Below are 13,587 nucleotides of genomic sequence, written 5' to 3' on the forward strand. Positions count from 1 at the left end.
GCGTGGCATCTGTGGCAAGGCCATCCCTCACCCCAAACAAAAACCGGCGCGTTCCTTCCCGGGAACGCGCCGGTCTTTGGACTGGCGGCGGGTGCGGAGGCAATTGAGGTGCCCCCGCCGCCTGAAGGATCAGATGTCGTCGTCCGCGTCCGGACCCACCATCAGCCCTTCGGCGACCTTGTCGGTCTGGCCGCGAATCGCGGCTTCCAACTTGTCGCAAAGCTCCTTGTGTTCGCGCAGATACGTCTTGGCGTTCTCGCGGCCCTGCCCGATGCGGATCGAATCGTAGCTGAACCATGCGCCCGACTTCTCGACGATGCCGGCCTTGACGCCGAGATCGAGAATCTCGCCGATCTTCGAAATGCCCTCACCGTACATGATGTCGAACTCGACCTGCTTGAACGGCGGAGCGACCTTGTTCTTGACGACCTTCACGCGGGTGGCATTGCCGACGATATCGTCGCGGTCCTTGATCTGGCCGGTGCGGCGGATGTCGAGGCGAACCGAGGCGTAGAACTTGAGCGCGTTGCCGCCCGTCGTCGTCTCCGGATTGCCGTACATCACGCCGATCTTCATGCGCAGCTGGTTGATGAAGATCACCATGCAGCGCGAGCGGCTGATCGAGCCGGTCAACTTGCGCAGGCTCTGCGACATGAGACGCGCCTGGAGGCCGACATGGCTGTCACCCATCTCGCCCTCGATTTCGGCGCGAGGCACCAGCGCGGCGACCGAATCGACCACCAGCACATCGATCGCGTTCGAACGCACCAACGTATCGACGATCTCCAGCGCCTGTTCGCCCGTATCGGGCTGCGAGACGATCAGCTCGTCGATGTTGACGCCCAGCTTCCTGGCGTAGACCGGATCAAGCGCGTGCTCGGCATCGACGAAAGCCGCAGTGCCGCCGCCCTTCTGTGCTTCGGCGATCACGTGGAGCGCCAGCGTCGTCTTGCCCGAGCTTTCCGGCCCATAGACCTCGATCACGCGGCCACGCGGCAGCCCGCCAACGCCGAGTGCAATGTCGAGCCCGAGCGAACCGGTCGAGATCGCCTCGACCTGCATGGTCTGTTTCGAGCCCAGCCGCATGGCCGAGCCCTTGCCGAATGCCTTGTCGATCTGTGCGAGCGCTGCATCGAGCGCTTTCTGACGATCCATGTCCTTGTCTTTGCCTTCCTGGATAAGCTTCAACTGCGCCGCCATGGCTTGCTTCCCCTTGCTAGAGATGGCTGACATGAACCGTCAACACCAGCCTTGTACCCAGTTTGTTCTATTGGAACAAGGGGAGAACGAAATTCCGCGCAAGATTGGCGACAAGTGCCCGCACATTGCGGAAATTCCTAAGGAATTTCCACTTTTGAGCGCAGTTCCAACCGGACTCTAGGGCAGATCCTGCAGAAACGGTGCAAAAATTTATTGGGGATCGCCGATTCGGAGTGGCCCCGGCCTGATTCCCGCCCGGCGCGGCAAGGCGGGGCCATCAGATCGTTGACTGCCTCGCATGCGATGCAGGCCAGATTGACAGGCCGCAGACCGGCATTAAGCTCTGCTGCATTGCACAACTGGCGGTGCGGCTGCCTGGCGGGGGAAAATTCAGTGAAGTCCTTGGTATCCTTCGCACTTGCCGCATCCAGCCTTGCGCTCGCCGCTCCAGCTGCCGCTGAGGACGCCGCCCATGCCGTCCGCGCCATTCCGATCAACGATCACCTGACCGCGTTCTACCAGGGGCGACCGGACGAAGCCTCGGTCCCGCCCGGCCCCCGCCAGTGGCCCGATCTCGGCGCGATCTTCGTCGGTGTCGCAACCTACGCTATCCATGATGGCGATACCGCGCTGGTCTACGATACCTTCACCGATCCCGCTTCAGCACAATGGGTGCGCGATTGGCTCACCAAGGCCGGGGTGCGCCGCTTTGTCCTCGCCACCAGCCACTGGCACCTCGATCACATCGGCGGCAACACGGTCTATGCCGACAGCATGCGCTTCGCGACCGAAGCGACCCGGGTGAAGCTGATGGAAAAGCGCGCCGCGATCGAGTCCGGCACCGAAGAAGGCCCCCCGGCGATCCGCCCGCTCATCCTGCCCAACATCGGGATCGCGCCAGGCAGCGTGGTGACGCTGATGATCGGCAGTGTGCGGGCCGAACTCCGCCCCGTCCCGATCCACTCCGCCGATGGTCTCGTGATCGAACTGCCGGACGACAAGCTGCTCCTTGCCGGTGATACGCTGGAAGACACCGCGACCTTTGTTGCCGAACCGCAATCGATCCCGCAGCAATACAAGGCGCTGGGCGCAATGCGCGGCTGGGGCTTCACGAAGATCCTGCCCAACCACGGCAACCGCGCGGTGATCGCGGCTGGCGGCTACGGCCTTGGCCTGATCGATGCGACGCGCGCCTATATCCGCGCGCTGGTCGAGCATTCGCATGACACCGATTTCCAGCAGCAGCCGCTTGTCAGCTTCGTCGGCGATGCAATCAAGCGCGGCGATGTCAGCCTGTGGTGGCCTTATCGCGATGCCCACGCCAACAACCTCGCGGTAGTGGCGAAAGCATGGAAGGACCAGCCGATCCCGACGTTCGACGCGGCGCCCTGATCGGGCTCAGCGCACCTTCAACACATCTTCCACCGCCGTGCAGATCTGCGCCACGCTGAACGGCTTGGCGAGGAAATACATGTTGGGAATGTCGATCTCGCGCCGCAGTTGCTCCTCGGCATAGCCCGACATGAACAGCACCGGCAGTTCGGGCCGCAACGCACGGATCTCGCGCGCCATGGCGGGTCCGTCCATGCTCGGCATGACGACGTCCGAAAGGACAAGATCGAACTCCTCGCCCGCCGCGATCATGCGGCCCAGCGCTTCGAGGCCGTCCTCACCGTCGCTGGCTGTCGTTACTTCATAACCCTGCCGCACCAGCGCGCGTTCGGCCACGGCGCGCACGGTGTCCTCGTCCTCGACCAGCAGCACACGCCCGCCGCCCGACCATTGCTTGCGCGGCGCCGGCAGCCTGGCCGCCGTGGCGGCTGCCGCCGCTTCGGCCACATCTGCCGCATCGGGCACGTGGACAGGCAGATAGATCGAGAAGCGCGTGCCCTTACTCACTTCGCTATCGGCAAAGATGAAGCCGCCCGATTGCTTGACGATACCGTAGACGGTCGAAAGGCCGAGCCCGGTGCCCTTGCCCTTCTCCTTGGTGGTGAAGAACGGCTCGAAGATCTTGCCGATCTGCGCGGGAGGAATACCGTGACCGGTGTCCTCCACGATCAGCGCGGTATAGTCGCCGATGGGGAGGATTTCGCTCTTCATCGCGCGCACGTCGGCGGCGGTCACCTTCTTCGTCTTGAGCCGCAGCACACCGCCGCCCTTGGTTGCCGGAATGCCACCCGAAGCGCCGTTGCCGGTCATGGCATCTCGCGCATTGACCGCGAGGTTGAGGAGCACCTGCTCAAGCTGCACCGGGTCCGCGCGGACGAGGCCGAGGCCCCGGTCATGCGTGACCTCGAGAAGTATCTTTTCGCCCAACAGACGCTTGAGCAGCGTGGAGACTTCCGCAACCACATCCGGCAGTTGCAGTACCTCGGGGCGCAGCGTCTGCTGGCGCGAGAAGGCCAGCAATTGGCGCGTGAGGCTTGCCGCGCGGTTGGAATTGGCGCGGATCTGCTGGATATCGTCATAGTCGCTGTCGCCCGGCGTATGGCGCATCAGCATGAGATCGCAGTAGCCGATGATCGCGGTCAGCACGTTGTTGAAATCATGCGCGACGCCGCCCGCCAGCTGGCCCACCGCCTGCATCTTGGTCGCCTGCGCGATCTCGCGCTTGAGGCGGGTCTCTTCGGATGAATCCTTGAGGCTGAGGATCACCGCGCCCTCACCCAGCCCACGCACCCCGGCAAGGCTGAGCGATACCGGATCCTCGGGCGCACTGCGCAGCCGCACCGCAACATCGCCCGCCCCGCCGGACCCTTGCGCAAAGCGGCGCACCGCATCGGCCAACGCCCCCTTGTCCTCGCGAATCACGAGGTCCGAGGGATAGGGCGGCGGGCCGCTCTCGTCATGCCCGGCCGCGCGCAGGAAGGCCTTGTTGGCAAACAGGAACCCCCCGTCGCGGTCAGTCATCGCAAGGCCCAGCGGCAGCCGCGCGAGCAGTGCTTCGATCTGCGGAATGCCGGTGCGAGTGTCGCCCACGCCGCCCTGGTTGTCGATGAGGAGGAACAGCGAAGCTGTCTGCGCCGGATCGGCCGCCATCGCGCTCGCGGCCACGGCCTCGGGGTCGGCGATCGGCACATGAAGCATGCGCACCGAAGCCCCGCGATTGCCTTCGCGTGCATAGAAGATGCGTTCCTGCTCGTCAGCGCTGAAATAGCCGACGAAATCGGTGCCCGCGACATCCGCCTCGGCCTCGCCCGTCGCGCGCAGCGCGAAGAGGGCGTTGGCTGCGTGAATCTGCCCGTCCGGAGCCACGGCGGCGATCTGAATGCCCTCACGCGCGAGCGCCTTGCCCACCTTGCCGCGCACGTGGCCGATCACATCCTGCAGCGGATCGCGGCGCACCACGGGAGCAAAACGCCAGATCAGGAAGTCCTGCCCGCGTCCCGCCCGCTCGATCTCCAGGCGCCATTCGCGCCCGCTGGCGGTGACCGGTTCCAGCATGGCCCGGCCGTCGCGCCAGGCGGCACGCGCGGCGTTTTCCAGCGCTTCGTTCTGCGCGCCTTCCAGCCCCAGCCGCGGCGGCGCCGCGCCGATGCCGAAGCATTCGGCAAAGCGCGCGTTGGCGCAGGTCAGCCGTCCGGCGCGGTCGATGATCGCGGTCGCTTCCTCTCCGCGCTCGATCGCAGCGTGGGTTACGGACCAGTCCGGCGGCGCATAGTCGCTCACCTCCGCCGCTTCGCGCGGGCGGGTTGCAAAACTCAGAGCGATCGCAAGGCAGCCCACGCCGAGCGCGTAGGCCAGTGCCGCCACCGCCTGCCCCGATGCCAGCCACAGCAGAAGCGCGCTGGCCAGGACCGCGAACGCCACCGTAAGTCGTTCGCGCCAGCGCGATGGGCCCGAATTGGCGGAGTCCGCAGTCAGGGTCGTCACGCTCATGCCCGGGGGGCTCCGGCAAGCCCGCGATTCAGCCGCATGCGCCGCCGCCGCGCGGTCCACCAGCGCCAAATCACGATCGATGCGCCGTAGCCGATCACGGCAGAAACCATCGCGATGGCCAGCAACCCCAGCAAAAGCGCCGGTGCGGCGGAGGAAACCAGCCACGCGGCCCACTCACCCAGGCCCGCGCCCCGGTCGATCAGCGACTGAAAGGTCGCTAGATCGGCATCGAGGCCCAGAAAGCTGCCCAGCCACAGCGCGCCAAGCAGGATCATCGGCGTCGTTGCCGGGTTCGAGAGCAGCGTCGCCCCGGCCGCGAGCGGGACATTGCCACGAAACGGCACGCACATCAGCGCCGCGCCGACAATCTGCACGCCCGGTATCATCGCGAAAATGCCGACAAACAGCCCCACCGCGATCCCACGCGGCACCGAGCGGCGGTTGTAGCGCCACAGTTCGGGCCGAGCCGCCAGCGGGCGTACGAAACGGCTTTGCACCAGCGTTTCGCGCGTCGGGATCAATCGCCGCGCGAAGTCGGACAACCCGCCCTTCATCCTGCCGCGATCATCCCCATGCGAAGGCGCCATCAGCCATGTTCGCGCATGATGCGCGCCTTGTCCCGCTGCCAGTCACGGTCCTTGATCGTTGCGCGCTTGTCCGCATTGTTCTTGCCCTTGGCGAGCGCGAGTTCGACCTTGGCGCGGCCTCTGCCGTTGAAATAGACCGAAAGCGGCACCAGCGTCATGCCCTTGCGCTCCACCGCGCCGGTAAAGCGGGCGATCTCGCGCTCTTTCAGCAGCAGCTTGCGCGGGCGCTTCGGCTCGTGGTTGTAGCGATTGCCGTGGCTGAATTCAGGCACGTTGGAGTTGACCAGCCAGACTTCGCCGTCCTTCACCTCGGCATAGCTCTCCGCGATCGAGCCTTCGCCGAAGCGCAGCGATTTCACCTCGGTGCCCGTCAGCGCGATGCCCGCCTCGTAGACGTCCTCGATGAAGTACTCGAAGCGCGCGCGGCGGTTTTCGGCGACGATCTTCTTCTTGTCGAAGGCGGGCGGGGTGGGACGGACCATGGTCATGGCCATGTAGGCCCCTCATGGCTGAAAGAAAAGGGAGCGTGCGCCGATCAGCCCTTGCCAAGCGCTCGCTGCGGTGCACAACAGACTTGGGGGCAGGAAAGACGCAACACGCGCGCAATCTTGGCGCGGCAAGGATCGAGCGGCATGGCCGGCAAGAAATCGCCTCCTCCAACAGCAACCACGGGCGAAGCCTCCGTGCTCGTGCTCCAGGGCGGCGGCGCGCTTGGTGCGTACCAGGCCGGCGTGTTCGAGGCGCTGGCAGCAGCCGGCCACGAACCAGCGTGGGTTGCGGGAATCTCCATCGGCGCGGTCAATGCCGCGCTCATCGCCGGCAATCCGCCCGAACGCCGCCTCGAAGCCCTGCGGACGTTCTGGGACCGCGCTTCCTCGCGGGTGCCCTTCCCCTCGCCCTTTGCCGATGGCTGGGGCCGCCGCCTGTTCAACGAAGCCGCCGCTGGCGTGATTGCGATGACCGGCATCCCCGGCTTCTTCGAACCGCGCACGACACCGCCGTGGCTCGCCCTGCCCGGCTCGCCCGAGGCCACCAGCCTCTATGATACCGGCCCCTTGCGCGAAACCTTGCTCGAACTCGTCGATTTCGATCTGCTCAACACTGGCCCGATGCGCTTCAGCGTGGGCGCGGTGAACGTGCTTTCGGGCAACTTCGCCTATTTCGACAACTGCGAGCGGCTGATCGGGCCGGAGCATATCATGGCGAGCGGCGCGCTGCCGCCCGGCTTTCCTGCCGTGATGATCGATGGCGAGCCCTATTGGGACGGCGGCATCGTTTCCAACACCCCGCTGCAATATGTGCTCGATACGCGCGGCAGCGGCGCACCGCTGCTCGTCTTCCAGGTCGATCTGTTCAGCGCGCGGGGCATGATGCCGCGCTCGCTGGGAGAGGCGGTCCAGCGTGAGAAGGATATCCGCTTTTCCAGCCGGACCCGGCTCGGCACCGATCTGCAGGTCCGGCTTGAGGCGATGGCCGCTGCCGCCTCGCGCCTCGCCGCGCGCCTGCCGGATGATCTTCAGGGCGACCCTGATCTGGCCGCGCTGCTCAGCCAGGCTTGCGATGATCCGGTGACGATCCTGCACCTCATCAACCGCGCCGAGGACTACGAATCGCAGGGCAAGGACTATGAATTCTCACGCGCGACGGTGACCGACCACTGGAATGCCGGCCGCCGCGATGCCAGCCGCTCGTTCGCCAGTCCGCGCTGGAAGAACCGGAACTTACCCGAACGCGGGATCGTTACGCTCGATCTCGTCTGAACCTGCCAAACCGGAGCCGACCTTCATGAAACTTGAAAACAAGATCGCCATCGTGACCGGCGCCGCCAGCGGCATTGGCCTCGCCATCGCCAAGCGCTACGCCGCCGCCGGGGCCAAAGTCGCCATCGCCGATCTGAAGCTGGAGGCCGCGCAAGCCGCCGCCGATGCGATCAATGCCGAACATGCTGGCGCCGCCATGGCCGTCGCAATGGACGTGACCAGCGAGGAACAGGTGAACGCCGGCGTCGCCGCTGTGGTCGCCGCATGGGGCACGGTCGATATTCTCGTCTCCAACGCGGGCATCCAGATCGTCAATCCGATCGAAGCCTTCGCCTTTGCCGACTGGAAGAAGATGCTCGCCATTCACCTCGATGGCGCGTTCCTCACCACCAAGGCGGTGATCCCGCATATGTACAAGCAGGGTTCGGGCGCGATCCTGTTCATGGGGTCGGTCCATTCGAAGGAAGCGAGCCCGCTCAAGAGCGCCTACGTCACCGCCAAGCACGGCCTCCTTGGCCTGTGCCGCACGGTCGCCAAGGAAGGCGGCCCCAAGGGCGTGCGCACCAACGTGATCTGCCCCGGCTTCGTGCGGACGCCGCTGGTGGACAAGCAGATCCCCGAACAGGCCAAGGAACTGGGCATCAGCGAGGAGGACGTCGTCAAGAAGGTCATGCTCGGCCAGACCGTCGACGGCGAGTTCACCACGGTAGAGGACGTCGCGGAACTGGCGCTGTTCTTTGCCGCGTTCCCGACCAATGCGCTGACGGGGCAGTCACTGATTGCCAGCCATGGATGGTCGATGGCATGAGCAGATATTCGAGCCCTGCTTGCGCAGAGATGTTTTGCCTAAACCGCCAGGAAAGAGAAAACCTCGCCCATGACCCATGTTCCGAAGCTTCGGGTTGCCCGACCCACAGATGATCTGGCGGCCTTGCTTCCATTTTATCGTGATGGCCTCGGGCTTGAAGTGCTTTATCAGTTCACCGACCATGATGGCTTCGACGGCGTCATGCTCGGCAGTCCGGGCGCACCTTATCATTTCGAGTTTACTACTGCCCACGGCCACACGGCAGGGCGCGCGCCGACGCCGGATAATCTCCTGATTTTCTACCTGCCTGACCGCAAGGATTGGCAAGCTGCTTTGGACCGCATGGCTGCAGCAGGATACTCAGCCGTCCCGGCTTTCAACCCCTACTGGGATCGCCAGGGTCGAACCTATGAGGATCCCGACGGCTACCGGGTCGTGATCCAACATGCGGCATGGGAGGCCTGAACATCGCAGGCTTGCGTTCGCTTCAGCAGCCTGCGTTGCACAGAATGATCTGTTAGGTCACCTTACATTGACGGCCGGGCTTGGCTAAACCATTCCGCAAGCCAGACCCGGCCCCTTCAATTGAGGCAAGACCCACCCATGACCAACCCCGCCCCCTCGGAACTCGCCCGCATCTTCGCCCTCCAGCAGGCGAACCAATGGAATGTGAAGGCCTCCAGCGCCGAGACGCGCAAGGCCAAGCTCGCCGGCCTCAAGGCCGCCGTCGAAGCCCATGCCGATGCCATCATCGCCGCCGTGCTGGAAGACACGCGCAAGCCCGAGGGCGAGATCCGCGTTACCGAGGTGCTCAACGTCACCGCCAATATCCAGCGCAATATCGACAATCTCGATGCATGGATGGCCCCGACCGAAGTCACCCCCTCGCTCAACCCCGCTGACCGCGCGCAGATCCGCTATGAAGCGCGCGGCGTCTGCCTGATCCTCGGCCCGTGGAACTTCCCGCTCGGCCTCGCGCTCGGGCCGCTTGCCGCAGCCGTGGCGGCGGGCAATTGCGCAGTGGTCAAGCTCACCGACCTTTGCCCCGCCACCGCCAAAATCGCCGCCAAGATCATCGCCGAAGCGTTCGATGAAGGCGAAGTCGCGCTTGTCGAAGGCGATGTCAGCGTCGCCACCGCACTGCTCGAGCTGCCGTTCAACCACATCTTCTTCACCGGCAGCACCCGCGTCGGCAAGATCGTCATGGCCGCCGCCGCCAAGCACCTCGCCAGCGTGACGCTCGAACTCGGCGGCAAGTCGCCCGTCATCCTCGATTCCGGCGCGGATATCGACAAGGTCGCGGCGCAGCTTGCCAGTGCCAAGCAGTTCAACGGCGGGCAGGCCTGCATCAGCCCCGACTACGTCTTCGTGCGCGATGAGAGCCAAGCCCGGCTCGTCGAAGGCTTCAAGGCCAACGTCACGAAGAACCTATATGACGAGAGCGGCGCGATCCGGAAAGAATGCATCGCCCAGATCGTAAATCAGGCGAACTTCAACCGCGTGAAAGCGCTGTTCGACGATGCCGTGGCACAGGGCGCGACCGTCGCGGTGGGCGGCACGATGGATGAGAGCGACCTCACCATCCACCCCACCTTGCTGACGGGCGTCACCCCGCAGATGAAGATCCTGCAGGAAGAAATCTTCGCGCCCGTCCTGCCGGTGATGAACTACGAGACGATCGATCAGGCCATCGATTACATCGCCGCACGCGACAAGCCGCTTGCGCTCTACGTCTACTCGGACGACGAGGCGAACATCGAGAAGCTCATCAGCCGCACCTCCTCGGGCGGCATGACGATCAACGGCGTGTTCTCGCACTATCTTGAAAACCACCTGCCCTTCGGCGGCGTGAACGCCAGCGGCACGGGCAGCTATCACGGCTACTTCGGATTCAAGGCGTTCTCGCACGAGCGGGCGATCTACCGGCATATGTGATTGGGTAGAACGACACCTCCCTTACCAATCCCCGCTCACCCTGAGCTTGTCGAAGGGTGCTCGCACCACGGTCGCGCATGATGCTTCGACAGGCTCAGCATGAGCGGGGTGGTTTGGGTAGACTGTACTTCCGCGCGCGCCAGCGCTGGTCAGATCAACCCCGCATGCTTCAAGGCCGCGTCCACCTCGGCGCGGGCCTTGTCGCTGCAAGGCACCAGCGGCAGGCGCAAGTCTTCGGTGATATAGTCATGCACCCGGCTCAACGCATACTTCACCGGCCCCGGCGAGGCATCCTCGAACATCGCGTAGTGCAGCGGATAGAGCAGATCGTTGATCTCGCGCGCCTTCTCGAAATCCCCCGACGCGCAAGCCGTCTGGAAATCGGCGCAGAGGCGCGGGGCAACGTTCGCCGTCACTGAAATGCAGCCCACCGCACCCGCCGCGTTGGCGGGGAGCGCGAGTTCGTCGTCACCCGATAGCTGGCAGAAATGCTTGCCGATGCCCATGCGGTGATCCGTCACGCGCGAAAGGTCGCCGCTCGCGTCCTTGATGCCCACGATCTTGTCCGGATAGCGGCGTGCCAGTTCGCACACCGTTTCGGGCAGGATGTCGGTCACCGTTCGGCCCGGCACGTTGTAAAGGATGATCGGGAGATCGCTGTGCTCGGCCAGATAGCCGAAATGCGCCAGCAGCCCCGCCTGGCTCGGCCGGTTGTAGTAGGGCGCGACGCAGAGCGCGGCCTTGGCGCCGCTCTTGCGCGAGAACGTCATGTGCAAGTGTGCGTTCATCGTGTCGTTGCTACCGCAGCCGGCAATGATCGGAACCCGGCCCGCCGCCTGCTCCACGCAGACCTCGATCACACGGTGGTGCTCGGCATTCGAAAGCGTCGAGGCTTCGCCGGTCGTGCCGCAGGGAACCAGCGCGGAAGAGCCGTTCTCGATCTGCCAATCGACCAGCTGGCGAAACGCTTTCTCGTCGAACACCCCGCCGCGAAAAGGTGTCACCAAAGCCGGAATGGAGCCGGAAAACATGGACTTTACCCTTCGATCTGCGCCACAAGGCGTCTGCGCGGCGCGTCAATTCACCACCGCTGCACGCGCCTGATAGGAAGACGAAAGCCGGAATGTCCAGCATGGAGATGAGTGTTACGCTGCGAAAGCTGCTGCTGGGCGGTGCATTGCTCCCCGCGCTTGCCGCTTCGGCAGCCTGCCATGCCAGCGATGTGGATACCGGCGCCACTGCGTGGGACGCCGCACGCGCCAAGCTCATCGCCCAAGGGCAAGGGCCGATGGCGCAGGCGATCAGCCGCTGGCAGATGCTGACCAGCTCCGATCGCTTCGCATTCAGTGATTATTCCGGCTTCATCCTCAGTTATCGCGGCTTTCCCGAGGAAGAGAAGCTGCGCCGCGCCGCCGAAGCCGCGCTCGATCGCCAATCGGCCGATGCCAGCACCGTCGTCGCCTTCTTTGATCGCGTGCCCCCGCTGACCAATCCAGCCCGCGCGCAATATGCCCTTGCCCTGAAGGCGCTCGGCCGCCCCGAAGCCGATACAATGGCCCGCGCAGCCTGGCGCGGCGGCTCAATGAGCGACGCGGCGGAAGTGGCCATCCTTGCTGGTTGGGGCGGAACCTTTTTGCCAGACGACGAGGACGCGCGGATGGACGCGCTGCTCTGGGCCGGAAATCCCTCTCCCGCCGCGCGCCAGACCGCGCGGGTCAGCCCCGCCCGGCGCGGGCTCTTTGCCGCTCGCCTCGCCACGCTCATCGGGCTTGATCCCTATGCCGCCGCCGATGGGACGGGCACGGATGTGCTCAATTCGGACCCCGGCTTCCTCTATTCCCGCGCCCGCCAGCTGCGCCGGCAGGGCAATGGCGCCGCCGCGCAGGCGCTGATCGCCAATCGGCCCCTGCTCGCCCGCCTGCCGCTCAGCCGCGACAAGTGGGTGGACGAACTCCTCGCCAACGCACGCGGCGCGGCTGCGGTCGGCGATGCGCGGACGGCCTGGCGCATCGCCGCCGGGATCGACGATGCTTTTGCGCAAGGCGAAGACGTCAGCCAGATGCCCTACGATCTGCGCGACGACTATACCTCGCTGATGTGGCTCGGCGGCCAGCAGGCGCTGCGCCAGCTCGGCAATGGCAAGGATGCCGCGCCGCTGTTCTGGCGCTATGGTTCGGCAGCGCGCACGCCGGGCACGCGCTCCAAGGGCTTCTACTGGGCCGGCCTTGCCGCCGCGCAGGCCGGTCAGGCGAGCGAGGCGCAGCGCTACTTTGAAATGGCCGCCGCCTATGGGGACCAGTTCTACGGCCTCCTCGCGCTCGAACGGCTCGGCCGCCCGGTCCCGCGCTTCGCCGCTGAAGCCGATGTCCAGCCCACGCCCGATGAGCGCGCCCGCTTCAACGCGGCGCTGCTCACGCAGGCGGTGCGCGAAGCCGCGCGCGATGCGGACTGGCGCACCACCGTCCGCTTCTTCCGCGAGATCAGCAACCAGCAGCAGAGCAAGGGCCAGCACGTCCTCGTCGCCGATCTCGCGCGCGAACTGGGCCGCCGCGATCTTGGCGTTATCGTCGGGCAGGCCGCCGCGGCGCGCGGCTACCTCGATTTCCAGCACATCGCCTTCCCGGTGATCCCCGTCCCGCAGGGCTACGAACATGCCTGGACGATGATCCACGCCATCGCCCGGCAGGAAAGCCAGTTTGCGCAGAACGCCGTCAGCCACGCCGGCGCGCGCGGCCTCATGCAGCTTATGCCCGCCACGGCCAACGAACAGGCCGGGAAGCTGGGCCTCTCCTATTCCAGTTCAGCGCTGATCGATGATGCGGGTTTCAACCTGCAAGTCGGCGGCGCCTATTTCCAACGCCTGCTGGATTACTACAACGGCAGCTATCCACTCGCCGTCGCGGCCTACAACGCGGGCGCGGGCAATGTGAACAAGTGGCTGCGCGCCAATGGTGATCCGCGCGCCGGGGGTATCGGCTGGATCGACTGGATCGAGCGCATCCCGCTTTCCGAAACGCGCAACTACGTCCAGCGCGTGATGGAAAACGCCGTGGTCTATGAAGCGATGTACCCGGACAAGGCCAGCTACACCGGCGCCAATCCGCTCAGCCACTTCCTGGGCAAGCCGACGCCGGGTTGATTCCCCTCCCGCATGCGGGAGGGGTCGGGGGTGGGCCTTCCGGCCTCGCCGGTCACTCCGGCAGCATGTCCTGCAGCCGCGCCAGCAGCTTCTGGATGTTCAGTGCCGCCAGCTTGAACGTCTCCACGTCTTCCTTGTTGTTGTCGGCGCGGGCTTCTTCAACAGCCTCGCCGTAGCCTTCAAGATCCGCCTCGAGCGCATCCACGAGAATCTCGAGTTCGTCTTCGGTCAGTGTCAGCGCGATCGTCTTTGCCATGATATCCTCGTCAGAAGCAG

12 protein-coding genes are annotated in these 13,587 nt (G+C 65.2%); 6 read left to right on the forward strand and 6 right to left on the reverse strand.

From position 1 onward, the window contains the following. Nucleotides 1-129: 129 nt before the first annotated feature. Nucleotides 130-1,200, reverse strand: a complete 1,071-nt coding sequence (gene recA, locus ACO06X_RS05470; RefSeq protein WP_421838957.1) for a recombinase RecA — start codon at nt 1,198-1,200, stop codon at nt 130-132. Between the two features lie 393 nt (nt 1,201-1,593). Here recA and ACO06X_RS05475 point away from each other — a divergent pair, with 393 nt between their 5' ends. After that, entirely contained in the window at nt 1,594-2,592 is a 999-nt protein-coding gene (locus tag ACO06X_RS05475) for an MBL fold metallo-hydrolase (protein ID WP_421838958.1), read from the forward strand. A 6-nt stretch (nt 2,593-2,598) separates the two neighbouring features. Here the strand turns inward: ACO06X_RS05475 and ACO06X_RS05480 are convergent, their stop codons facing one another. Genes ACO06X_RS05480 through smpB form a run of 3 tightly spaced genes read right to left on the reverse strand, consistent with a single transcriptional unit; the run spans nt 2,599 to nt 6,151 of the window. Continuing rightward, nucleotides 2,599-5,082 carry an ATP-binding protein gene (locus ACO06X_RS05480; protein ID WP_421838959.1) on the reverse strand — a complete coding sequence of 828 codons (2,484 nt, stop codon included), beginning with the start codon at nt 5,080-5,082 and terminating at the stop codon, nt 2,599-2,601. Beyond that, on the reverse strand, nt 5,079-5,669 hold the full coding sequence (locus ACO06X_RS05485; protein WP_421838960.1) for a DUF2062 domain-containing protein: 591 nt from the start codon (nt 5,667-5,669) through the stop codon (nt 5,079-5,081). The genes ACO06X_RS05480 and ACO06X_RS05485 overlap by 4 nt, the downstream gene beginning before the upstream one ends. Then, nucleotides 5,669-6,151 (reverse strand): SsrA-binding protein SmpB, encoded by a 483-nt coding sequence (smpB, locus tag ACO06X_RS05490; RefSeq protein WP_067909775.1) that lies wholly within the window; start codon nt 6,149-6,151, stop codon nt 5,669-5,671. The genes ACO06X_RS05485 and smpB overlap by 1 nt, the downstream gene beginning before the upstream one ends. Nucleotides 6,152-6,301: 150 nt before the next feature. Between smpB and ACO06X_RS05495 the strand changes: the two genes are divergently transcribed. The 4 genes from ACO06X_RS05495 to ACO06X_RS05510 all read left to right on the forward strand — a co-directional run bounded on the left by ACO06X_RS05495 (nt 6,302) and on the right by ACO06X_RS05510 (nt 10,172). Further along, nucleotides 6,302-7,429, forward strand: a complete 1,128-nt coding sequence (locus ACO06X_RS05495) for a patatin-like phospholipase family protein (RefSeq protein ID WP_421838961.1) — start codon at nt 6,302-6,304, stop codon at nt 7,427-7,429. A 25-nt stretch (nt 7,430-7,454) separates the two neighbouring features. Further along, entirely contained in the window at nt 7,455-8,237 is a 783-nt protein-coding gene (locus ACO06X_RS05500) for a 3-hydroxybutyrate dehydrogenase (protein ID WP_421838962.1), read from the forward strand. A 69-nt stretch (nt 8,238-8,306) separates the two neighbouring features. Next, on the forward strand, nt 8,307-8,702 hold the full coding sequence (locus tag ACO06X_RS05505; RefSeq protein ID WP_421838963.1) for a VOC family protein: 396 nt from the start codon (nt 8,307-8,309) through the stop codon (nt 8,700-8,702). 138 nt (nt 8,703-8,840) lie between these two features. After that, nucleotides 8,841-10,172 carry an aldehyde dehydrogenase family protein gene (locus ACO06X_RS05510; protein ID WP_421838964.1) on the forward strand — a complete coding sequence of 444 codons (1,332 nt, stop codon included), beginning with the start codon at nt 8,841-8,843 and terminating at the stop codon, nt 10,170-10,172. Between the two features lie 149 nt (nt 10,173-10,321). Here the strand turns inward: ACO06X_RS05510 and dapA are convergent, their stop codons facing one another. Further along, nucleotides 10,322-11,203 (reverse strand): 4-hydroxy-tetrahydrodipicolinate synthase, encoded by an 882-nt coding sequence (gene dapA / locus ACO06X_RS05515; RefSeq protein ID WP_421838965.1) that lies wholly within the window; start codon nt 11,201-11,203, stop codon nt 10,322-10,324. Nucleotides 11,204-11,304: 101 nt separating this feature from the next. Here dapA and ACO06X_RS05520 point away from each other — a divergent pair, with 101 nt between their 5' ends. Then, entirely contained in the window at nt 11,305-13,311 is a 2,007-nt protein-coding gene (locus ACO06X_RS05520; protein ID WP_421838966.1) for a lytic transglycosylase domain-containing protein, read from the forward strand. A gap of 52 nt (nt 13,312-13,363) precedes the next feature. On the opposite strand, the gene ACO06X_RS05525 is transcribed toward ACO06X_RS05520, so the two are convergent. Then, the gene (locus ACO06X_RS05525) at nt 13,364-13,567 is read right to left on the reverse strand and encodes a hypothetical protein (protein WP_298167988.1); all 204 of its coding nucleotides are present in this window, start codon (nt 13,565-13,567) and stop codon (nt 13,364-13,366) included. Nucleotides 13,568-13,587: the final 20 nt, after the last annotated feature.

Source organism: Novosphingobium sp. (genome assembly GCF_965229225.1).
Taxonomy (GTDB): Bacteria; Pseudomonadota; Alphaproteobacteria; order Sphingomonadales; family Sphingomonadaceae; genus Novosphingobium.